The sequence below is a fragment of the Amycolatopsis sp. NPDC001319 genome (assembly GCF_042896185.1).
Taxonomy (GTDB): Bacteria; Actinomycetota; Actinomycetes; order Mycobacteriales; family Pseudonocardiaceae; genus Amycolatopsis.
This window is the reverse complement of record NZ_JBIAWY010000002.1, coordinates 504,907-525,296: the sequence shown is the minus strand read 5'-3', so window position 1 is coordinate 525,296 and position 20,390 is coordinate 504,907. Positions and strand designations below refer to the sequence as shown.

Below are 20,390 nucleotides of genomic sequence, written 5' to 3'. Positions count from 1 at the left end.
CTTTCGAAACTCCCCTTTCAGAGTTGCAGCCGCCTGACCTGCTGTCAACGGGCTTCGCTACCATCACGGACAGTTACTGCTTTGTGCAGTCGTTGTCTCCGCCAGCCACTCCCGCGCCGAGGACGGTCCGTTGCCCCACCAGCGAGAACTCGCCACCGCCGCCGCGCTGGCCCTCCCCCGGTTCGTGAGCGCCACGGTCCGCTTCCACACCGCGGTCGCCGACCGGCTCGGCGTGACCCCGGCCGAGCTGCACTGCCTGCAGCTCGTGCACAGCGGCGCCACCGACTCCCCCACGGAGCTGGCGCGGCTGCTCGGGATGACCACCGGCGCGTTCACGCGGATGCTCGACCGGATGGAGCGCGCCCGGCTCGTGGAGCGCGCACCCGACCCGGCCGACCGCCGGCGGCTGCGCGTGCGGGCACTGCCCGACCGCATGGCGGAGCTGACCGAGCTCTACGCCCCGCTCGCCCAGCGGTTCGGCGAGCGCCTGGCCGGGTTCGACCGCCGTCAGCTCACCGCCCTGGTGTCGTTCCTGACCGACGGCGAGACCGCCGCCGACCTGGCCACACAGCAGGTCGAGGAGGCCGCGCGGCCACCCCGCGAAATTCGGGGTTGACTAACCCTACTGGTGTTGCGTTAACCTGCTCCCATCATGGACAACTGAGCCCAGCCCTTTCTCGCACCGAGGCCGCTCCCGGTCGAGCCCCGCTCCCGCGAGCCACGAGTCCCGTCGGGGAACCTGCTTCACCCACCAGGGCCGGTGATCCCTCATGTCTTTGTCCCTCAAAGCCACCGACGTCGTGTTCGGCTACGGCGCCAGGACCGTCCTCGACGGCGTCTCCCTCACCGCGTCGGCCGGGCGCCGCCTCGGGCTCGTCGGCGAGAACGGCACCGGCAAGTCCACGCTGCTGCGCCTGCTCGCGGGCTTCGAACAGCCGCGCTCGGGCGAGATCGTGCGCGGCGACGACGTCGGCTTCCTGCTGCAGGAGCTGCCGTTCCCGGCGTCGGCGACCTTCGCCGATGTCCTCGACCACGCACTGGCCGACATCCGCGCGGCCGCCGCGCGGCTCGACGCGCTCACCGCGGCGATGACCGACCGGCCCGACGACGCGGGCGTGCTCGACGAGTACGGGAAGCTCCTGGAGTGGGCGCAGGTCCACGACCTCTGGGACGCCGACCGCCGCGCCGAGCTGGTGTGCGACGGGCTGGGTCTCGGCGCGCTCGGGCGCGACCGGCGTCTCGGCGAGATGTCGGGCGGGCAGCGGTCGCGGCTCGGGCTGGCGGCGCTGCTCATCCGCCGCCCCGCCACGCTGCTGCTCGACGAGCCGACCAACCACCTCGACGACACCGCGATGGAGTTCCTGGAGCACCACCTCGCGGAGCTGTCCGGCATCGTCGTGCTGTCGTCGCACGACCGCGTGTTCCTCGACGCGGTGTGCACCGACATCGTCGACCTCGACCCGGCGCCGGCCGACCGGCTCGTGGGCGGGGCGACGCGCTACGGCGGCACCTACAGCGACTACCTCGACCAGAAGCGGGCCGAACGCGCGCGGTGGGAACAGCGCTTCGCCGAAGAGCAGGACGAGCTGAAGGAGCTGCGGGAGTCGGTCGCGGTCACGGCGCGGCGGGTCGCGCACAACCGCGCGCAGTCCGACGGCGACAAGAACCTCTACAACTTCAAGGGAGGGCGGGTGCAGAATCAGGTGTCCCGCCGCGTCCGCAACGCCCAGTTGCGGCTCGACGAGCTCGAACAGGACCAGGTGCGCAAACCCCCCGCGCCACTGCGGTTCCGCGCACGCCTCACGGCCGCCGCGTCAGGCGAAGGACCGGCGATCTCGGTGCGGGACCTGGACGTGCCGGGCCGGCTGGCCCTCGACCGGCTGGACGTGAGCGGCACGGCGCGGCTGCTCGTGACCGGCGGCAACGGCGCGGGCAAGTCCACGCTCCTGTCGGTGCTGGCCGGCCGCCTCACCCCCACCGGCGGGTCCGTCCACTTCGGACCCGGGCTGCGGGTGGGGCTCCTGGAGCAGGACGTGGTGTTCCCCGATCCGCAGCGCGTCGCCCACGAGGTCTATCGCGCCGCACTAGGGGACGACGCGCCACCGTTGTCCCGCTCGGGCCTGCTGTCCTCGCGCGACCTCGGCCGGCCCGTCGGCGAGCTGTCCGTGGGCCAGCGGCGGCGCCTCGCGCTGGCCGTGCTGCTCGCGGACCCGCCGGACGTGCTCCTGCTCGACGAGCCGACCAACCACATCTCGCTCACCCTCGCCGAGGAGCTCTTCGCCGCCCTCGACGACGCCCCGGGCGCCGTCGTCGTCGCTTCTCATGATCGATGGCTGCGCCGTCACTGGCACGGTGACCACCTGGAGCTGATGGCCGTCGAAACCGTCGCCGTATAGGTCGTTATACAGATGCTGCCGGCCCGGGAAGGTCCCGGGCCGGCAGCGTTGCTCAGCGGTTGACCGTCAGAGGGAGATGCCCAGCAAGGCATCGACGGCGAGCTTGATCAATCCGGGAGCCGCGGTGTCCTTGCCGTCTCGGCGAAGGGCTTCGGTGGCCCAGGCGTCGATGGCCGTGAGGGCCTGAGGGGTGTCGAGGTCGTCGGAGAGGTGGTCGCGCAGGCGGGCGAGGGTTTCCGTCGCGTCGGGGCCCGCGGGGAGCGCCACGGCTTCGCGCCAGCGGGCCAGGCGTTCCTGCGCCTCGGTCAGCAGCGCGTCGGTCCAGGGCCGGTCGTCGCAGTAGTGGCCGGCGAACAGAGCGAGCCGGATGGCCGAGGGGTCCACGCCGTCGGCGCGCAGCCGGGAGACGAACACCAGGTTGCCGCGCGACTTGGACATCTTCTCGCCGTCGAGGCCGATCATCCCGGCGTGCACGTAGTGGCGCGCGAACGGGTGCTCCCCCGCCACGGCCTCGGCGTGCGCGGCGCTGTACTCGTGGTGCGGGAACCGCAGGTCCGAACCACCGCCCTGCAGGTCGAACCCGAATCCGAGCCGGTTCACCGAGATCGCGCTGCACTCGATGTGCCAGCCCGGCCGCCCGGCGCCCAGCTCCGACTCCCACGACGGCTCGCCCTCCCGCGCGACCCGCCACAGCAGCGCGTCGAGCGGGTGCCGCTTGCCCACACGGTCGGGGTCACCGCCGCGCTCGGCGAAGAACTTCGCCATCGTCTCTTCGTCGTAGCGCGACTCGTAGCCGAACCGGCCGCTCGCCGCGTGGTCGAAGTACACGTCCGGATACTCCGGGTCGTCCACCCGGTAGGCGCTGCCGTTGGCCACCAGCTTCGCCACGACCTCCACGATCTCCGGGATCGCCTCCACCACGCTCACGAACTGCCGCGGCGGCAGCACGCGTAGCGCCTCCATGTCCTCGCGGAACAGCGCCGTCTCGCGCATCGCGAGCACCACCCAGTCGTCGGAGTCACGCTCGGCGCGCTCCAGCAGCGGGTCGTCGATGTCGGTCACGTTCTGCACGTAGTGGACCTCGTGCCCGTTGTCCCGCCAGATGCGGTTGACCAGGTCGAACGCCAGGTAGGTCGCCGCGTGGCCGAGGTGCGTGGCGTCGTAGGGCGTGATGCCGCAGACGTACATCCGGGCGGTGGGACCCGGAGCCGTCGGGCGGATCTGCCCGGTCGACGTGTCGTGGAGCCGAAGCGGGCGGGGCGTGCCCGGCAACCGGGGCACGTCGACGGAGGTCCAAGTCTGCATGACTCGACTGTAAACGGGACGGCCGTCCCCTTTCCCACCCGGTGAGAAATCGAACGTTGTGACCTTGGCCCGGCTCCGTCGGCGCGATCTCGGGTGGTGGTCGCTGCCGGCGGAGCCGGAGCCGGGTCAATCCCTTCGGTTGCGGAGGTAGTCGCCGACGACGGCGGCGCCCAGGCCGTCGAGGTCGGGGGCCACCACGCGGCCGCCGGAGCGGCGGGCGATGGTGTCGACGAACGCTTCCAGCCGCGGGTCCTCGCCGAGGCGGAAGACCGTGACCGAGGCGCCCATCTTGGCGATCCGGTCCACTTCGGACAGTGTCTTGTAGATCGTGCGCGGGTCCGGCGGGTAGTCGAACACCGCTTCACCGTCGGGTTCGAGGTGGGCGGTCGGCTCGCCGTCGGTGACCATCAGCACCACGGGCTGCGCGTCGGGGTGGCGGCGCAGGTGCTGGCCGGCCAGCAGGAGCGCATGGTGGGCGTTGGTGCCCTGCTCCCACGTGCCCTCCAGGCCCACCAGCTCCGGCAGGTCCACCTTCATCGCGTAGCGGCCGAAGGTGATCAGCTGCAGCGCGTCGTTGCGGAAGCGGGTGCTGATCAGCTGGTGCAGTGCGAGCGCGGTGCGCTTCATCGGCAGCCAGCGGTCCTCCTGCACCATCGACCACGACGTGTCCACCAGCAGCGCCACGGCCGCGCGCGAGCGGTGCTCGGTCTCGACGACCTCCACGTCCTCGACGTCGAGCGTCACCGCGCGCGAGCCGAGCGACGTCGAGCGCAGCACCGCGTTGCGGACCGTGCGCGGCACGTCCCACGGCTGCATGTCCCCGAACCGCCACGGCCGGCTCGCGCCCGTGGGCTCCCCCGCGGCTCCGGCGGACTCGGTCTCCCGCTCACCGGTCTTGCCGCGCAGCGAGTTGACCACATCGGACAGTGCCGTCTCGCCCAGGCGCCGCAACGCCTTGGGTGACAGGCGGAGCGTGCCGTCGGCCGCGCGTTCGAACAGGCCCTGCCGGCGCAGCTCACGCTCCAGTTCGGACAGTCGCTGCGCGTCGACACCGGCGTCGGGACCCAGCTGGCGCTGCAGCGCGTCCATGTCGATGTCCTCGAGCCGGGCGCCCGGGTAGGCCTGGCCCAGCTGCTCGGCCAGCCCGTCGAGCTCCGCGAGGTCCTGCATCGCCTGCGCGCCCTCGCCCATCCCCAGCGGGTCCTGGCCGCGGAAGCGCTCCGAGCCCTGCCAGTCCTCCCCCGGCCGCAGCGCCTGCAGCGCCGCGTCGAGCGCGGACAGCTGCTGGGCGATGCGCGGGTCGCCGAACGCCTGCTGGGACAGCTCCATCAGCTCGGCACGCTGCTCGGCCGACATCGAGTTCATCATGCGCTGCGCGGCGGCCGACCGGGCGGCCAGCGCGTCGATCAGCTCCTCGACGTTGCGCGGGTTCTCCGGGAAGAACTCGCCGTGGCGGTTCATGAACTCCGCGAACCGCTCGTCGATGTCGTCGGCACCCTGCACGTGGGCCTGCAGCAGCGCGTTGAGGTCGGACAGCATCTGGTTGACCTGCTCGACGTCCTCGGGCCCGGCGTTCTGCAGCGCCTGCTTCATGCCCTGGAACCGCGCGTCGAGCGCCTCGCGGCCGAGCAGGTCGCGGATCTGCTCGTACTTCTGCCGGCCCTCCGACGAGCGCCAGTCGTACTCGCTCAGTTCGCGCACGGCCGCGGCGGTGCCCGGCGGGAGGGCGTCGAGCTGCGCCTCGCGGAAGCGCGCCTCGTCGTCCGGGTCCGGGAACAGCTCACGGCGCTCGGCGGTCAGCGCCTCGCTCAGCAGCTGCTGCACCTCCTGCAGCGTGCCGTCGAGCCGGTGGCGGCGCTGGATCTCCGAACGCCGCTGCCACAACCGCCGCGTGAGCTCGTCGAGCCCCGACGTGCGCTCGGTGCCGCGGCGCAGCAGCTCCTCCAGTGCCGAGCGCGGCGACGCGCCGGCCATCACCTCGCGGCCGATCTCGTCGAGCGCGTCGCGCAGGTCCGCCGGCGGCGCCAGCGGATCCGGCCCGTCGTGCCACGGGCCGTAGGAGTACCCCTCGGGAATGAGCGGCATTACTGGCCGTACACCGTGGTGTTCTCGTCGGAGTCCTTCGCCAGCCGACGGGCGAGGAACAGCGACTCCAGGGCCAGCTCCACCGCGGCCGCGATGCGACCGGCCGGCTCGTCGGAGGACACCCCGGCACGCTGGGCGACCTCGTGCAGCACCGGCAGTTCCGGCAGGGCCGCGAGCACGTCTCGGGCCGGCACGCGCTCGCCGGTGGCCACCAGGTGGCCGTCGGCGACGGCGTCGGACAGCGGACGCAGGTCCAGTCCGGCGAAGCGCTCGCGCGCGGTCTCGGCGACGGCCCGGCGCATCAGGTGCACGAGGTGCTCGACCTCGCGGCCCTCTTCGCCCGGCTCGAACTCGATCTTCCCGCGCAGCACGGCGGGCACCGCTTCGAGGTCGACCGGCCGCGCGACGGCCGGGGCCTCCCCCGTGAGCGCGGCGCGGCGCAGCGCCGCGGCGGCGACGGTTTCGGCGGCGGCCACGGCGAAGCGCGCCGACACACCGGAGCGCTGGTCGATCACCGGCGATTCGCGCAGGTTGCGCACGAACCGGGCCAGCACCTCCAGCAGCGGCTCGCCGACCTCGGCGACCAGGTGCGCCTCCTGCTTCACCACGGCCACTTCGGCGTCGACGTCGAGCGGGTAGTGCGTGCGGATCTCCGCGCCGAAGCGGTCCTTCAGCGGCGTGATGATGCGGCCGCGGTTGGTGTAGTCCTCGGGGTTCGCGGTGGCGACCAGCAGCACGTCCAGCGGCAGCCGCAGCGTGTAGCCGCGGACCTGGATGTCGCGCTCCTCCATCACGTTGAGCAGCGCGACCTGGATGCGCTCGGCGAGGTCGGGCAGTTCGTTGATCGCCACGATGCCGCGGTGGGCACGCGGGACGAGCCCGAAGTGGATCGTCTCCGGGTCGCCCAGGCTGCGGCCCTCGGCCACCTTCACCGGGTCGACGTCGCCGATGAGGTCACCGACGGACGTGTCCGGCGTCGCGAGCTTCTCGGTGTAGCGCTCGCTGCGGTGGCGCCACGCCACGGGCAGGTCGTCGCCCAACTCCGCCGCGCGGCGGATCGAGGCGGGGGTGATGGGGTCGAGGGGGTGCTCGCCGAGCTCGGAGCCCTCGATGACGGGGGTCCACTCGTCGAGCAGGCCGGCGAGGGTGCGCAGCAGGCGGGTCTTGCCCTGGCCTCGTTCGCCGAGCAGGACGACGTCGTGGCCGGCGAGCAGCGCGCGCTCGAGCTGCGGCAGGACGGTGCGGGAGAAGCCGACGATGCCGGGCCACGCGTCGCGGCCTTCACGAAGGGCGGTCAGCAGGTTGTCGTGGATCTCCTGCGCGATGGGGCGCGGGGTGTACCCGGCGGCGCGGAGCTCGCCTGCGGTACGGGGAAGTGAGTCTGGGACAACGGTCACGGCATCGACGCTACTTACCGTTTCGGCGTACGTCGACGTGGAGCGACTCCAGCGTGGGCGATCGTCCACGAAGTGTGGGCTACCGGTAAAATAGGGCGTCGTGTGCCGTCCCAGTGCGACCCTCGCCGTCTGGTCCTCCGCGTGGCTCAACGGAGCCGCGGCTTCCGATGATGTGCTCGACGCCCTCGCTGCCTGGGGCGAAGCGCACGACGTCGTCGCGGCCGACGCCCCCGCCGCCGAAGCTTTCGAGCTCCCGCTGGCGTTCCACCGCGCCGCCACCCCGGTCCAGCTCCTCATGGCGCTGCGCGCGCAGGGCGTGAAGATGGCCCAGCTCGTGCTCCCCGTGCCCGGCGACGTCCGCGGGCTCGGCGGCGGCGGCCCGTTCGCCGACGCGGCGCTGCGCTGCGGTGACGCGGTGGTGCTGACCGAGCTCGGCTTCGGCCTCGTGCCCGAGCCGATCGCCGAGGGGCTCATGCGCTGGACGGTCTACTCGGTGCCCACCCCGGTTCCGCTGGAGTACCAGTCGCTGCCCGACGCCGAACACGGGCTCACGGACGCGATCCGCGCCAGCGCGGGTGCCTTGCAGGCCCTCGACGTGGCCAGCGACCGCCCCGGCGTGCGCGCCGAGCTGTCGGCGCACCTGCGGTCGCGGCCGCAGGTCGAGTGGCCGGCCGGCACGCCCGCGCGGGCGCTGCGAGTGTTGCAGCGCGCGGAGGAGATCTCGGCGATCCTGGCCATCGCACGCACCGACGACCCTGGTGGCGCGCTGTCCGCTTCGGCCGCCAGCCGCCGGGCCGAAGCGCTGCGGCCGCTGTCCGACGCCGTGCGCACGGCTCGGACGGCGTCGGTCAACGAAGCGGTGCAGGTGTTCGCGGAGCAGGCCGACCGGCAGCCGTGAGGTTCCCGGCGGTGAGTCGATCGCCAGGAACCTCGGCTCAGCCGAGAGCGAACAGCGAGGTTTTGCCCGCGTTGCCCGGTTTTCCCGGGCAACGCGGGCTTTCAGCTCAGCGGGCGGGACGCTTCGCGGGCTCGCAGCACCCGATCGAACAGGGCGCGCCGTTGACCGAGCAGCCGCCGGCCGGGAAGGGCGAGAGCTTGCGGGCCGGGGCGCCGGAAACGTGCTCGCGCACCAGTTCCACGACCAGCTCGGCGAAGCGCGGGTCCAGGTCGGGCGTCGCGGCACGGGCGAAGGCCATGCCGTGTTCGGCGGCGCGCTCGGCGGCTTCGTTGTCGAGGTCCCAGATCACCTCGAGGTGGTCCGAGACGAAGCCGATCGGGCTGACGACCACGGACTTCACACCGTCGGCGTGCAGCGCGTCGAGGTGGTCGACGATGTCCGGCTCCAGCCACGGCACCTGCGGCGGCCCCGAGCGCGACTGCCAGACCACGTCGTACTCCGCGATGCCCGCCTCGGCGGCCACGAGCCGCGCCGCCTCGGCGATCTGGCGGGAGTAGCGCCGTCCCCCTTCCGCGGGCGGGCCGGACGCGACGTCGGCGCTCACGGGCACGGAGTGCGCGGTGAAGACCGTGCGCGTGCCGGGCCGGTCGCCGAGGCTCCCGTGGGCGGCGCGCACCGCGTCGGCGACGGCGGAGACGAACAGCGGGTGATCGAAGAACTGGCGCAGCTTCACGATCTCCGGGGCATCCGGACCCACGGCTTCGCGGGCGCGCACGATGTCCTCGTCGTACTGACGGCACGCGGAGTAACCGCCGTAGGCACTGGTGGGGAACGCGAGCACGCGCCGCACGCCGTCGGCCTTCATCCGCGCCACGGTGTCCTCCACCATGGGCTGCCAGTTGCGGTTGCCGAAGTACACCGGCAGGTCGAGTCCCTCGGCCGCCAGCTGCTTCTCGACGGCCGCGATGGCCGCGCGGTTGAGCCGGTTGATCGGCGACACCCCGCCGAAGTGCTGGTAGTGCTCGGCGACCTCCAGCAGCCGCTCGCGCGGCACCCCGCGGCCCCGGGTGACGTTCTCGAGGAACGGCATCACCTCGTCGGGCCCCTCCGGACCGCCGAACGAAAGCCATAACAACGCGTCGTAACCCACGGTGTCCATCTTGCCCCTGTGGCGGCGCCCACGACGGAGCGGGCTCATTGTGTACCGAGCTATCCAAAACCTGGTACGGTGTGCTCATGCCCAGGCCACGCGAGTTCGACGAGACCGAAGCCCTCGAAGGCGCCATGAACGCCTTCTGGGCCCACGGTTACGAGGCGACCTCGACGCAGGACCTCTGCGCCGCGACCGGGCTCGGGCGCAGCAGCGTGTACAACACCTTCACCAGCAAGGAAATCCTGTTCCGGCGCGCGCTCGAGCACTACATCGAGCTCGGTGTCCGCAGCCGGGCCGCCGTACTGGAAGAAGCCGACGACGGGCTCGACGCGATCCGGCGGCTCCTGGCGTCGGTGATCGACGACGAGCTCACCCACGGCCGCCGCGGCTGCCTGGTGGTGAACACCGTGGCCGAGTTCGGCACCGCGGACCCCGAGATCACGGCGCGCGTCGAGGCCGACACCGCCGCACACCTGGCCTCACTCGCCGAATGCGCCCGCGTCGGCCAGGCCGACGGCAGCATCACCCGCGACCGGGATCCGCGCGACATCGCGGAGTTCGTGCACAGCACCGTGAGCGGGCTGCGGCTGATGTCGCGCCGCGGCGCGCAACGTCCGGCCATGACGGTGGTGGCCGACATCGCCGTCGCCGCGCTCGCCCGCCGCTGACCCCACCCCCGACCGCGCCACCCTCTCGCCCTTTTTCACCCCGGCATCAGCGCCGATGCGTCACGGGCCAGTTTTGTACCAGACGATCCAATACCAAACGATCCTCAAGGAGAGACGAACCGTGCCTTTGGCCGTCTTCGTGCTCGGGCTCAGCATCTTCGCCCTCGGCACCTCGGAGTTCATGATCACCGGCCTGCTGCCCGGGATGGCGGCCGACCTCGGCGTCAGCATCCCCGACGCCGGCCTGCTCATCTCGGCGTTCGCCGTCGGCATGGTGGTCGGCGCGCCGCTGCTGGCCGTCGGCACGCTCAAGCTGCCCCGCCGCACGACCCTGCTCGCGCTGCTCGTGGTGTTCGCCGGCTCGCACGTCGTCGGTGCGCTCGCCCCGGGCTACGGGCTGCTCTTCGCGACCCGCATCGTGAGCGCGCTGGCCTGCGCCGGGTTCTGGGCCGTCGCCGCGGCGACCACGGTCTCGCTCGTCCCCGCCGCGCGCCGCGGCCGTGCGCTCGCGGTGCTGGTCGGCGGCCTGACGCTGGCGAACATCGCCGGCGTCCCCGCCGGCACCCTCCTCGGCCAGCACGCCGGCTGGCGCACCGCGTTCTGGGCCGTGGCGGCGCTGACCGTGCTGGCCGTCGTCGGCGTGCTCGCGTTCGTGCCGCGCACGGTCTCGGACTCCTCGGCGCTGCGGGTGCGGACCGAGCTGCGGGTCTTCCGGAACGGACGCGTGTGGCTGGCACTGGGCGTGATCGCGCTGACGCAGGCCATGGTCTTCGCGACGTTCAGCTACCTCGCGCCGTTGCTCACGACGACCGACGGCCTGCCGTCTTCGTGGGTCCCGCTCGTGCTGGTGCTCTTCGGCGCCGGCGCGCTGATCGGCATCCTCGCGGGCGGCAAGCTCGCCGACGCCCACCCGTTCGCGACGCTCTACGGCAGCCTGGCGCTGGCCGTCGTCGCGCTCGTCGCGCTGGCGGTCACCTCGGACGTGGCGGTGGCCGTGACCGCGGTCCTCGTGCTCGGCGCCGCGGCGTTCGCGGCCAATCCGGCCCTCAACGTCCGCGCCTACTCGGTCGCGGGCGGATCGTCCACTTTGGTCGGCGCCAGCACCACGTCCGGCTTCAACGTCGGCAACACCGCGGGCCCGTGGGTCGGCGGGGTCGCGATCAACGCGGGCCTCGGCTTCCCCAGCGTCGCCTGGGTGAGCGTGGGCCTCGGCGGGCTGGCGCTGGCCGCCCTCACGTTCGCGCTGCGCCTGCAGCGTTCGGACGACGCCCTCACGCCACGCCGTCCGGCGCTCTCCCCCGACGAGCCGGTGGCCCAACCCGCCGCGCAGTGAAACGGTGAACGGCTCCCGCGAACACATCGCGGGAGCCGTTCACCGTAAGGGAAGAAACTCAGATGCCGAGCGCGTGCACGCCGCCGTCGACCATGATCATCGAGCCGGTGGTGGCGGGCAGCCAGTCCGACAGCGCGACGCAGACGGTCTTGGCCGTCGGGTCCGGGTCGGAGCTGTCCCAGCCGAGCGGGGCGCGGTCGTTCCAGCCGTCTTCGAGCTCGTTGAAGCCCGGGATCGACTTCGCGGCCATGGTCTTCATCGGGCCGGCGCTGACCAGGTTCACGCGGATGCCGCGCGGGCCGAGGTCGCGCGCGAGGTAGCGGTTCACCGACTCCAGGGCCGCCTTCGCGACGCCCATCCAGTTGTAGGCCGGCCACGCCACGCGCGCGTCGAAGTCCATGCCGACGATCGACGAGCCGCGCGAGAGCAGCGGCAATGTCGCCACGGCCAGCGACTTGAACGAGAACGCCGACACGTCCACGGCGATCTTCACGTCGTCGCTCGGCGCGTCCAGGAACGGCGCGCCCAGGCAGGTCTGCGGGGCGAAGCCGATGGAGTGCAGCACGCCGTCGAGGCCGTCGACGTGCTCGCGCACGCGGTCGGCCAGCGAGTCCAGGTGCTCGGAGTTGGTCACGTCGAGCTCGAGCACCGGCGCCGGCTTCGGGAGGCGCTTGGCGATCGTCTTCACCAGCGAGAGGCGGCCGAAGCCGGTGAGCACGACCTCAGCGCCCTCCTGCTGCGCGATCTTGGCCGCGTGGAACGCGAGCGAGGCGTCGGTGATGACACCGGTGATCAGCAGCCGCTTGCCTTCGAGCAGTCCGGGCAACGGGTTCCTCCAGGTCTCGGGTGATGTCGCTAGGGGTGGTCGCGAAAAGTCGGCAGGTCAGTGGCCGAGGCCGAGGCCGCCGTCGACCGGCAGCACCGCGCCGTTGACGTAGGCGGCGTCGTCCGAGGCGAGGTAGCGCACGGCCGCGGCGATCTCGGCCGGCTCGGCGTAGCGGCCGGTGGGCACGTTGGCGAGGATCTCCTTCTTGCGGTCCTCGCCGAGCGCGTCGGTCATGTCGGTGCGCACGAAGCCGGGCGCGATCACGTTGGACGTGATGTTGCGCGAGCCGAGCTCCCGCGCGAGCGAGCGCGAGAACCCGACGAGGCCGGCCTTCGACGCGGCGTAGTTCGCCTGGCCCGCCGAGCCGGAGAGCCCGACGACCGACGAGATGAAGATGAACCGGCCCCAGCGGGCGCGCAGCATGCCGCGCGACGCGCGCTTGGCGACCCGGAACGCGCCGGTGAGGTTCGCGTTCACCACGCGCTCGAACTGCTCCTCGCTCATGCGCATCAGCAGCGTGTCGTCGGTGAGCCCGGCGTTGGACACCAGCACCTCGACGGGGCCCTGGTGCTCCTCGACCAGCTTGAACGCGGCGTCGATCTGCTCGGCGTCCGTGACGTCCGCTTCGACCCCGAAGAGCCCTTCCGGCGCGCCGGAGCCGCGGTGGGTGACCGCCACCTGGTGGCCCTGCTCGGCGAGGTCCCGGGCGATCGCCAGACCGATACCCCGGTTGCCGCCGGTGACCAAGACCGACCGTCCCACTGCACGTCTCCCTCTGCTCGGTGTCCCTGTCGCGAACGCGTGGGGACGAGGCTATCGGCCGCGCGCGGCGTCGCCGCACCCGGCGCCACCTCCGCGTCCGGGCCGGGCGCGGAAGTCCAGAGCGGAGGTTAGGGCGCGGCGCGCCGGTCCGTTTGCGCAGACCAGAGGGTTCCTACAAACCGGGGGAAGGCCGGGCGTGCGATCCGCACAAAACGTGATCAGGATCGCCGGTCCCCGGGCTCTCCGAGACGCTCGGAACTCGCCTAAGGACAGGTAAGGAACAGCGCCGCGACCTTGCCGCGCGCGTGCTCCGGTGGTCACCGTGTGTCGCGACACAGGAGGTCAAGGATGACTACCCGGATCCCCACCCCGGCGACCCGCGAGGGCGAGCGGCGAGTCGTCGGCAACGTGCTGCGCGGCTCCATCGGCAACCTCGTCGAGTGGTACGACTGGTACGCCTACTCGGCGTTCACGATCTACTTCGCCAAAGCGTTCTTCCCCGGCGGCGACGCGACGGCCCAGTTCCTCAACACCGCGGCCGTGTTCGCCGTCGGGTTCCTGATGCGCCCGCTGGGCGGCTGGCTGCTCGGCCGCTTCGCCGACCGGTTCGGGCGCCGCAGCGCGCTCGTGCTCTCGGTTTCGATGATGGCGTTCGGCTCGCTGCTCATCGCGGCGACGCCGGGTTACGCGGCCATCGGCGTCGCGGCGCCGATCCTGCTCGTGCTCGCGCGGCTGCTGCAGGGCCTCTCCGTGGGTGGTGAGTACTCGACGTCGGCAACGTATCTGTCCGAAGTGGCCACTCCCGGCAAACGCGGGTTCTACTCCAGCTTCCAGTACGTGACGCTCGTCGGCGGGCAGCTGCTCGCGCTCGGGCTGCAGCTGATCCTGCAGAGCGTGCTCACCGAGGCGCAGATGGGCGACTGGGGCTGGCGCATCGCGTTCGTCGTCGGCGCCGTCGCGGCCGTGGTGGTGATGGCGCTGCGGCGCAGCATGGACGAGTCGGCCAGCTACGAGCGCGTGGCCGCGGAGTCGGGATCAGGGTCCGGCAGGCAGGCCGGCGAACGCGGCACGCTGCGCACGCTCGTGAAGTACCCCAAGGAGATCGCGCTCGTCGTCGGCCTCACGCTCGGCGGCACGGTCGCCTTCTACACCTACGCGACCTACACGCAGAAGTTCCTCGAGAACACCGCCGGCATCCCGCGCCGCACGGTGACGTGGATCCTGTTCGTCGCGTTGCTCGTGTTCGCGCTCCTGCAGCCGGTGGCCGGGCGGCTGTCGGACCGGATCGGCCGGCGGAAGCTGCTGATGTTCTTCGGCATCGCGGGCACCGTTCTCACCGTCCCGATCATGACGACGATGGCACGCACCAAACAGCCGGTGCTCGCCTTCCTGCTGCTGCTCGGCGCGCTCGTGATCGTCACGGGCTACACGTCCATCAACGCGATCGTGAAGGCCGAGCTGTTCCCCACGCGGATCCGCGCGCTCGGCGTCGGCCTGCCGTACGCGCTGACGGTGGCGATCTTCGGTGGCACGGCCGAGCTCATCGCGCAGGCGCTGAAGAAGGCGGGGCACGAATCCCTGTTCTTCTGGTACGTCGCGGGCTGCATCCTCGTCTCGCTCGTCGTGTACGGGACAATGCGCGAAACGTCGCGTTCGTCCGCGCTGGAGCGGGACGAAGACTGACCGGGAGGACGGCCGTGCGCGTGCTGCTCGTGGAGGACGACACCGGGGTCGCCGGTGCGCTCGCCGAGACGCTGCACGCGCGCGGCCACACCGTGACCAGCGTCGGCCGTGGTGCCGACGCGCTGCACCGGCACCGCGAGGCCGACCTGCTGCTGCTCGACCTCGGCCTGCCGGACCTCGACGGGCTCGACGTGCTGCGCAAGATCCGCCAGGTCTCGGGCGTGCCCGTGATCGTGCTGACCGCGCGCGGCGACGAGCGCTCCGTCGTCCGCGGGCTGCGCCTGGGTGCCGACGACTACCTCACGAAACCCGTGCGGCTGGCCGAACTGCTCGCGCGGATGGACGCCGTCGTGCGCCGGGCGGGCGGGCGCGACCTCCCGGCCGACGACGCCGTGGTGCGGCTCGAAGACGTCGAGATCGACCTAGGCGGGCGCCGCGTCCTCGTGGCGGGCCGGGACATCGGGCTGACGACGAAGGAGTTCGCGGTGCTGGCCGTGCTCGCCGCGCGGCCCGGCACCGCCGTGAGCCGCCAGCAGCTGATGGACGAGGTGTGGGGCGACGCGTACCTCGCCATCTCGCGGTCGCTGGACGTCCACATGACACAGCTGCGCGCCAAGCTGGACCGCCCGGGCCTGCTCACCACGATCCGCGGCTTCGGCTACCGGCTGGGCCGGGGCTGAGCGGTGCGCACCCGCCTGCTCGTCGTGCTGGTCGCGCTCGCGCTGCTCGTGGTGGCCGCGTTCGCCGTGCCGCTGCTGGCGAGCACCGCGGAGCAGCGCACGCAGCAGCTGGTGATCTCCCGCAGCAGCGACGTCGACCGGTTCGGCGTGCTGGCACAGCAGGCGGTCGACGCCCACGACCCGGCGGCCCTCGACGCCGAGGCCGAGCGGTACTCGGCGCTCTACGGCGAGGCCGTGGTGGTCGTCGACGCGCAGCGCGCGCCGCTGGTGCAGACGGGTGGGCTCACGGCCGCAGCGCCGGAGGTGCGTGCGCTCGTGGAGGCGACCATGCGCAACGAGCCGGCGCCGCGCGTCGAACGGCTGAGCCCGTGGTCGGCCGGGCCGGTGCTGTTCGCGCGGCCGGTGGGTTCGGGCACGCGGGTGGCCGGCGTGGTGGTGCTGCGCGCTTCCGTGGCCGCGGCGGCCGCCGACGTCGCCGCCCGCTGGAGCGCGATCGCGGCCGGGGCGCTGCTCGTGGCCACCGTGTTCGTCCTGCTGGCGGTGCTGCTGACCCGGTGGATGGTGCGGCCGCTGGTGGAGCTCGAGACGGGTGTGCTGGCCGTCGCGGGCGGCCACCGCGCACAGGTACCGGAAAGCTCCGGGCCGCGCGAGCTGCGGTCGCTGGCGGCTTCGGTGAACCGCATGTCCGATGCCGTGGCCGAGGCCGCCGACCAGCAGCACCGGCTCGTCGCGGACACCTCCCACCAGCTGCGCAACCCGATGGCCGCGCTGCGGCTGCGCGTCGACTCCCTCGCCTCGGCCGAGGCCGACCAGCCCGCGTACCGCGCGATCGTCGCGGAGGTCGAGCGACTCGAACGCATCCTCGACGGGCTCCTGGCCCTCGCCACCGCGGAGTCCACCGCCACCCGCATCGCCGCCGGCGCGGCGGACGAACCGGCCGACCTCGCCGCCGTGCTCGCCGAACGCGTCGACGCCTGGCGCCCCGCCGCCGACGACGTCGGGGCCACCCTGCTCCCCTGCTCTGGCCACGACGAACCGGTCCTCGTCCACACTCCCGAGGGCGAGCTCGCGCAGATCCTCGACGTGCTCCTCGACAACGCGGTCCACCACGCCGGCCGCGGCGCCACCATCTCCGCCGCGTGGGAGACCTCGCCGGGCGCCGCCACCCTCGTCGTCACCGACGACGGCCCCGGTCTGCCCGCCGCCGACCTGGCCCGCGCGACGGACCGCTTCTGGCGCGCCGGCGGCGACGGCGCGCCCCGCGGCACAGGCCTCGGCCTCGCCATCGCGCGCGAACAGACCCGGGCCCGCGGGGGCAGCCTCGAACTGCGCGCCAACGCCCCGCACGGGTTGCAGGTTCGCGTGACCCTGCCGGCGGTGACACCGTGACGATCACGCGCCGCACCGCGTTGCTCGGCGGACTCGGCCTCGCGCTGGCCGGGTGCGCGCCCGCGTATCGCGGCCCCGAGCGGTCCGTCACGATCGCCGCCGGGGAGGAGGGCGGGTTCTACCTGGCGTTCGCGGAGGTGCTCGCGGGCGAGGTGAGCCGGGCGGAGCCGCGCTTGCACTGCACGGCCGTGCCGACCGAGGCGAGTGTCGTGAACGTCGAGCGCGTCCGAGACGGAAAGGCCGACCTGGGACTGGTGCTCGCGGACGTCGCGCAGTCGGCGCTCGCGGGCCGGGCGCCCTTCCCCGCGCCGGTGCCGGTGCAGGCGCTGGGCCGGGTCTACGAGAACTACCTGCAGCTCGTGGTGCGCGCGGACGATCACCTCGCGCAGCTGCGGGACCTGGCCGGACGGCCGGTGTCCGTCGGCGCGGGCGGATCGGGCGCCGCGCAGCTGGGCGAGCGCGTGTTCGCGGCGGCGGGCGTGTCGGTGGTGGCGCAGCACTTGCCGCTGGCGGACGCCATCGCCGCGCTGCAGAGCCAGCGCATCGACGCGCTCCTGTGGTCCGGCGGTCTCCCCACCCCGGCGCTCGCCGAGCTCAACCGCACGACGCCGCTCGCCCTGCTGCCGCTCGCATCGGTGATCCCCGCGCTGCGCGCGAAGCACGGGCCGGTCTACGAACAGGTCCAGGTCCCCGCCGGCGCGTACGCGGGTGTCGGGGCGCCGGCGACGATCGGCGTGGCGAACCTGCTCGTCTGCGCCCCGCGGCTGCCTTCGGACGTCGCCGCGGCGGTGGTGCGGGTGCTCGCCGGGCGCGCGGCCGATCTGGTCCCGGCACAAGCCGTCGGGACGCAGTTCCTCGACGTGCGCACGCTCATCGGCACCCAGCCCGTGCCGCTGCACCCCGGGGCCGCCGACACGTACCGGGCGCTCCACGGCTGATCCGCGCTCGCTAGATTGGTCGCGTGACCCCACCGCGCCGACCGCTGGTCGAGATGCCCTTGCGCGTGCGCTACCACGAGTGCGACGGCCAGGGGATCGTCTTCAACGCGCACTACCTGGCCTACGTCGACATGGCCTCCTTCGAGGTCGAGAAGGCGCTGTTCGGCTCGCACGAGGCGTTCCTGGCCACGGGGATCGACGTGGTGGTCGCGGAGTCGAACCTGCGCTACCGCGCGCCGTGCCGCTACGACGACGACCTCGTGGTGTCGGTGTTCCTCACCCATCTCGGGACCACGTCGATGGTCTACGAGTCGGAGATCCGCCGCGGCGGCAAGCTCACCACCGAGGCGAAGATCCGCTACGTGTTCATCGACCCCGTGACCCTGCGCAAGACCGAGCCGCCCGCCGCCGTGCGCGACGTCTACGCGGCCCACCTGCCCGCACCCACCGCTTCCTGACGTTCGAGGTCCGGCCATGTTCCGCGTGCTCTTCTACCACCCCGAGATCCCGCCGAACACCGGCAACGCCATCCGGCTGGCCGCCAACACCGGCTGCGAGCTGCACCTGGTGGAGCCGCTGGGGTTCACGCTCGAGGACAAGCAGCTGCGCCGCGCCGGGCTCGACTACCACGACCTCGCCCGCGTCCACGTGCACGCGGACCTCGCCGCCGCGTGGCACGCGCTGTTGCCGGCCAAGGTCTACGCGTTCAGCGCCAAGGCCGCGCGCCTCTACACCGACGTGGCCTACGAACCCGGCGACGTGCTGCTGTTCGGCCCGGAGTCCGCCGGCCTGCCCGACGCCGTGCAGCACTCAGCCGAGATCACCGACCGGGTGCGGCTGCCGATGCTGCCCACGAGCCGCTCGCTCAACCTGGCCAACACCGCGGCCATCACGATCTACGAAGCCTGGCGGCAGAACGGGTTCGGCCTGCCGCCAGGCTGACGCCCCGCTACGGGAGTCTCTGCCCGATCAGCAACGCGGCCGCCGCCCCGATCATCAGCACCAGGGTGCCGATCACGACCCAGGGCTTGCTCGCGTCGGCGTTCTTGAGCTCGTAGCCGATCTGCTCGCCGAGGTCGGCGTAGACCTTCTTCAGCTCGTCGGCGCTGGCGGCCTTGTAGAAGTCGCCGCCGGACAGCCGCGCGATCTCCTTCAGGGAGTCGTCGTCGACCCGCACGTCCTGCGGTTTGCCCTCGATGTCGACCGAACCGTGGGTGGTGCCGAACGAGATCGACGAGATCGGCATCTGCGCCTGCTTCGCCGCCTGCGCCGCGGTGTACGCGCCGCGCGGGGCGTAGAGATCCTCCGGCACGGTCTGCTTGCCGTCGCTCATCAGCACGATGCGCGCGGGCGGCGGACCGTCGGCGCCGCCGACCACGGCCGAGAAGCTCTCGATCGACTGCATGGCCGCGAAGATGCCTTCACCGGTCGCGGTGGACTGCGCGAGCTTCAGGTTGTCGATCGCCTTCACCACGCCGGCGCGGTCGGTGGTCGGGTTGACCAGGACGGTCGCGGTGCCCGCGAAGGAGATCAGCCCGAGGTTCACGCCCGGGGTCATGTTCTCCGCGAACTGCTTGGCCGCGTCCTGTGCCGCCTTCAGGCGGTTCGGCGTGACGTCGGTGGCCTCCATCGACAGCGACACGTCGATCACCAGCACGACCGTGGCGCGGTTGCGCGGCACCTTCTGCTCGGCCGTCGGCCCGGCCAGGGCCACCGTCAGCACCAGCAGCGACAGCACGATCAGCACCGCCGGCAGGTGCCGGATCCAGCCCTGCGTCTTCGGCGCGACCTTGTCGAGCAGCTCCAGGTTCGCGAACCGCATCACGCGCTTGCGCCGCGCGCGCTGGGCGAGCACGTAGGCGACGGCGACGGCCGCCACCAGGATCAGCAGCAGGAACCACCACGGCGACGTGAACCCGGCCAAGCTCATGCGACACCTCCCGACCAGCGGCGCTTGCGGGCGACCACGAACCGCACCATGTCGGCGATCCAGTCGGAGTCGGTGCGCAGCACCAGGTGCGCCGCACCCGCGCGGCGCAGCCCGGCCGCGACGTCCTGCCGGTGGGCGTGCGCCGCGGCGCCGAACTCCTTGCGCAGCAAGGCGGAAGCGTGCACTTCGCGCTGTTTCCCTGTCTCCGGGTCGGCCAGGACGACGGTGCCCACGTCGGGCAGGTCCACGTCGCGCGGGTCGAGGACTTCGATGGCGATGAGCTCGTGGTGCCCGCCGAGCGCGCGCAACGGCCGCTGCCAGTCGGTGGGTCCCAGGAAGTCCGAGATCACCACGCCCAGGCCCCGCCGCCGCGGCGGACGGCGAAGCTGCTCCAGCGCGTCGGCGAGATCTCCCCGGACGCCTTCGGGCGCCCGCGGGGTCTCGGCCAGCCGCCGGATCAGGCCGCGCGCGTGGGCGAGCCCGCCGCGCGCGGGGATGCGGTTCACACCCTGGCCGTTGGACACGAGCGCGCCGATGCGGTTGCCGCCCCCGCCGGTGAGGTGGGCGACGGCGGCCGTCGCGCACACCACCAGGTCGCGTTTCTCGCACAGCGCGGTGCCGAAGTCGAGGCTCGCGGACATGTCCGCGACCACCCACGTCTCCAGCTCGCGGTCGGCCACCGTCTCGCGGATGTGCGGGGTGGTCGTGCGGGCCGTGACGGCCCAGTCCATCCGCCGCACGTCGTCGCCCGGCTGGTACGGCCGCGCCTCGCCCGGCTCGGAGCCGGGACCCGGCACGAGGCCGAGGTGATTGCCCTGCAGCAGGCCGTCGAGCCGGCGGCGGACGTCGAGCTCCAGCGTGCGCAGCCCCGCCTCCAGGCGGTCGCCGCGCAGCACCGGGGGCGCCCACCCGGGACGCTCGTCTTTCTGCGCCTTCCCTGCCACGCC

The 20,390-nt window shown here is 72.7% G+C and carries 19 protein-coding genes; 11 read left to right on the top strand and 8 right to left on the bottom strand.

The window, feature by feature from the left end; translation table 11 throughout:
• The first annotated feature begins 130 nt into the window (after positions 1–130).
• Positions 131–616 (top strand): MarR family transcriptional regulator, encoded by a 486-nt coding sequence (locus ACFY1H_RS08160; protein ID WP_366576202.1) that lies wholly within the window; start codon positions 131–133, stop codon positions 614–616.
• A 154-nt stretch (positions 617–770) separates the two neighbouring features.
• On the top strand, positions 771–2,396 hold the full coding sequence (locus ACFY1H_RS08155) for an ABC-F family ATP-binding cassette domain-containing protein (RefSeq protein WP_386945440.1): 1,626 nt from the start codon (positions 771–773) through the stop codon (positions 2,394–2,396).
• Between the two features lie 66 nt (positions 2,397–2,462).
• Here ACFY1H_RS08155 and mshC read toward each other — a convergent pair whose 3' ends face one another.
• From mshC to ACFY1H_RS08140, 3 genes are all read right to left on the bottom strand, one after another.
• Entirely contained in the window at positions 2,463–3,701 is a 1,239-nt protein-coding gene (gene mshC / locus ACFY1H_RS08150) for a cysteine--1-D-myo-inosityl 2-amino-2-deoxy-alpha-D-glucopyranoside ligase (RefSeq protein WP_386945438.1), read from the bottom strand.
• 126 nt (positions 3,702–3,827) lie between these two features.
• Complete coding sequence (locus tag ACFY1H_RS08145) at positions 3,828–5,786, bottom strand: hypothetical protein (protein ID WP_386945437.1); 1,959 nt, start codon at positions 5,784–5,786, stop codon at positions 3,828–3,830.
• Complete coding sequence (locus tag ACFY1H_RS08140) at positions 5,786–7,183, bottom strand: ATP-binding protein (RefSeq protein WP_386945435.1); 1,398 nt, start codon at positions 7,181–7,183, stop codon at positions 5,786–5,788. The genes ACFY1H_RS08145 and ACFY1H_RS08140 overlap by 1 nt, the downstream gene beginning before the upstream one ends.
• Positions 7,184–7,283: 100 nt before the next feature.
• Here ACFY1H_RS08140 and ACFY1H_RS08135 point away from each other — a divergent pair, with 100 nt between their 5' ends.
• Entirely contained in the window at positions 7,284–8,081 is a 798-nt protein-coding gene (locus ACFY1H_RS08135; RefSeq protein ID WP_386945433.1) for a hypothetical protein, read from the top strand.
• A 106-nt stretch (positions 8,082–8,187) separates the two neighbouring features.
• On the opposite strand, the gene ACFY1H_RS08130 is transcribed toward ACFY1H_RS08135, so the two are convergent.
• A complete protein-coding gene (locus ACFY1H_RS08130) occupies positions 8,188–9,231 on the bottom strand; it encodes a ferrochelatase (protein ID WP_386945948.1) in 1,044 nt (347 codons plus the stop codon).
• An 86-nt stretch (positions 9,232–9,317) separates the two neighbouring features.
• Between ACFY1H_RS08130 and ACFY1H_RS08125 the strand changes: the two genes are divergently transcribed.
• Both ACFY1H_RS08125 and ACFY1H_RS08120 read left to right on the top strand, forming a co-directional pair.
• The gene (locus ACFY1H_RS08125) at positions 9,318–9,902 is read left to right on the top strand and encodes a TetR/AcrR family transcriptional regulator (protein WP_386945432.1); all 585 of its coding nucleotides are present in this window, start codon (positions 9,318–9,320) and stop codon (positions 9,900–9,902) included.
• A gap of 121 nt (positions 9,903–10,023) precedes the next feature.
• Positions 10,024–11,235: a Cmx/CmrA family chloramphenicol efflux MFS transporter gene (locus tag ACFY1H_RS08120; protein ID WP_386945430.1), complete on the top strand. Its 1,212-nt coding sequence runs from the start codon at positions 10,024–10,026 to the stop codon at positions 11,233–11,235.
• Between the two features lie 58 nt (positions 11,236–11,293).
• Here the strand turns inward: ACFY1H_RS08120 and fabI are convergent, their stop codons facing one another.
• Together fabI and fabG are read right to left on the bottom strand one after the other, a co-directional pair.
• Entirely contained in the window at positions 11,294–12,061 is a 768-nt protein-coding gene (fabI, locus tag ACFY1H_RS08115; protein ID WP_360601602.1) for an enoyl-ACP reductase FabI, read from the bottom strand.
• A 57-nt stretch (positions 12,062–12,118) separates the two neighbouring features.
• Positions 12,119–12,823 (bottom strand): beta-ketoacyl-ACP reductase, encoded by a 705-nt coding sequence (fabG, locus tag ACFY1H_RS08110; RefSeq protein WP_285966883.1) that lies wholly within the window; start codon positions 12,821–12,823, stop codon positions 12,119–12,121.
• Positions 12,824–13,171: 348 nt separating this feature from the next.
• On the opposite strand from fabG, the gene ACFY1H_RS08105 reads away from it, so the two are divergent.
• Genes ACFY1H_RS08105 through ACFY1H_RS08080 form a run of 6 tightly spaced genes read left to right on the top strand, consistent with a single transcriptional unit; the run spans position 13,172 to position 18,455 of the window.
• Complete coding sequence (locus ACFY1H_RS08105; protein ID WP_386945428.1) at positions 13,172–14,506, top strand: MFS transporter; 1,335 nt, start codon at positions 13,172–13,174, stop codon at positions 14,504–14,506.
• 14 nt (positions 14,507–14,520) lie between these two features.
• Positions 14,521–15,186: a response regulator transcription factor gene (locus tag ACFY1H_RS08100; RefSeq protein ID WP_386945427.1), complete on the top strand. Its 666-nt coding sequence runs from the start codon at positions 14,521–14,523 to the stop codon at positions 15,184–15,186.
• Between the two features lie 3 nt (positions 15,187–15,189).
• A complete protein-coding gene (locus ACFY1H_RS08095) occupies positions 15,190–16,575 on the top strand; it encodes a sensor histidine kinase (RefSeq protein WP_386945425.1) in 1,386 nt (461 codons plus the stop codon).
• Positions 16,572–17,513 (top strand): TAXI family TRAP transporter solute-binding subunit, encoded by a 942-nt coding sequence (locus ACFY1H_RS08090; RefSeq protein ID WP_366576223.1) that lies wholly within the window; start codon positions 16,572–16,574, stop codon positions 17,511–17,513. Before ACFY1H_RS08095 ends, ACFY1H_RS08090 begins: the two co-directional genes overlap by 4 nt.
• A gap of 23 nt (positions 17,514–17,536) precedes the next feature.
• Positions 17,537–17,971, top strand: coding sequence for a thioesterase family protein (locus ACFY1H_RS08085; protein ID WP_366576225.1), 435 nt, complete (start codon positions 17,537–17,539; stop codon positions 17,969–17,971).
• A 16-nt stretch (positions 17,972–17,987) separates the two neighbouring features.
• Positions 17,988–18,455 (top strand): tRNA (cytidine(34)-2'-O)-methyltransferase, encoded by a 468-nt coding sequence (locus tag ACFY1H_RS08080; protein ID WP_366576227.1) that lies wholly within the window; start codon positions 17,988–17,990, stop codon positions 18,453–18,455.
• A 7-nt stretch (positions 18,456–18,462) separates the two neighbouring features.
• On the opposite strand, the gene ACFY1H_RS08075 is transcribed toward ACFY1H_RS08080, so the two are convergent.
• Positions 18,463–19,443: a VWA domain-containing protein gene (locus ACFY1H_RS08075; protein WP_366576229.1), complete on the bottom strand. Its 981-nt coding sequence runs from the start codon at positions 19,441–19,443 to the stop codon at positions 18,463–18,465.
• Positions 19,440–20,387, bottom strand: coding sequence for a DUF58 domain-containing protein (locus ACFY1H_RS08070; RefSeq protein WP_366576231.1), 948 nt, complete (start codon positions 20,385–20,387; stop codon positions 19,440–19,442). Before ACFY1H_RS08070 ends, ACFY1H_RS08075 begins: the two co-directional genes overlap by 4 nt.
• Positions 20,388–20,390: the final 3 nt, after the last annotated feature.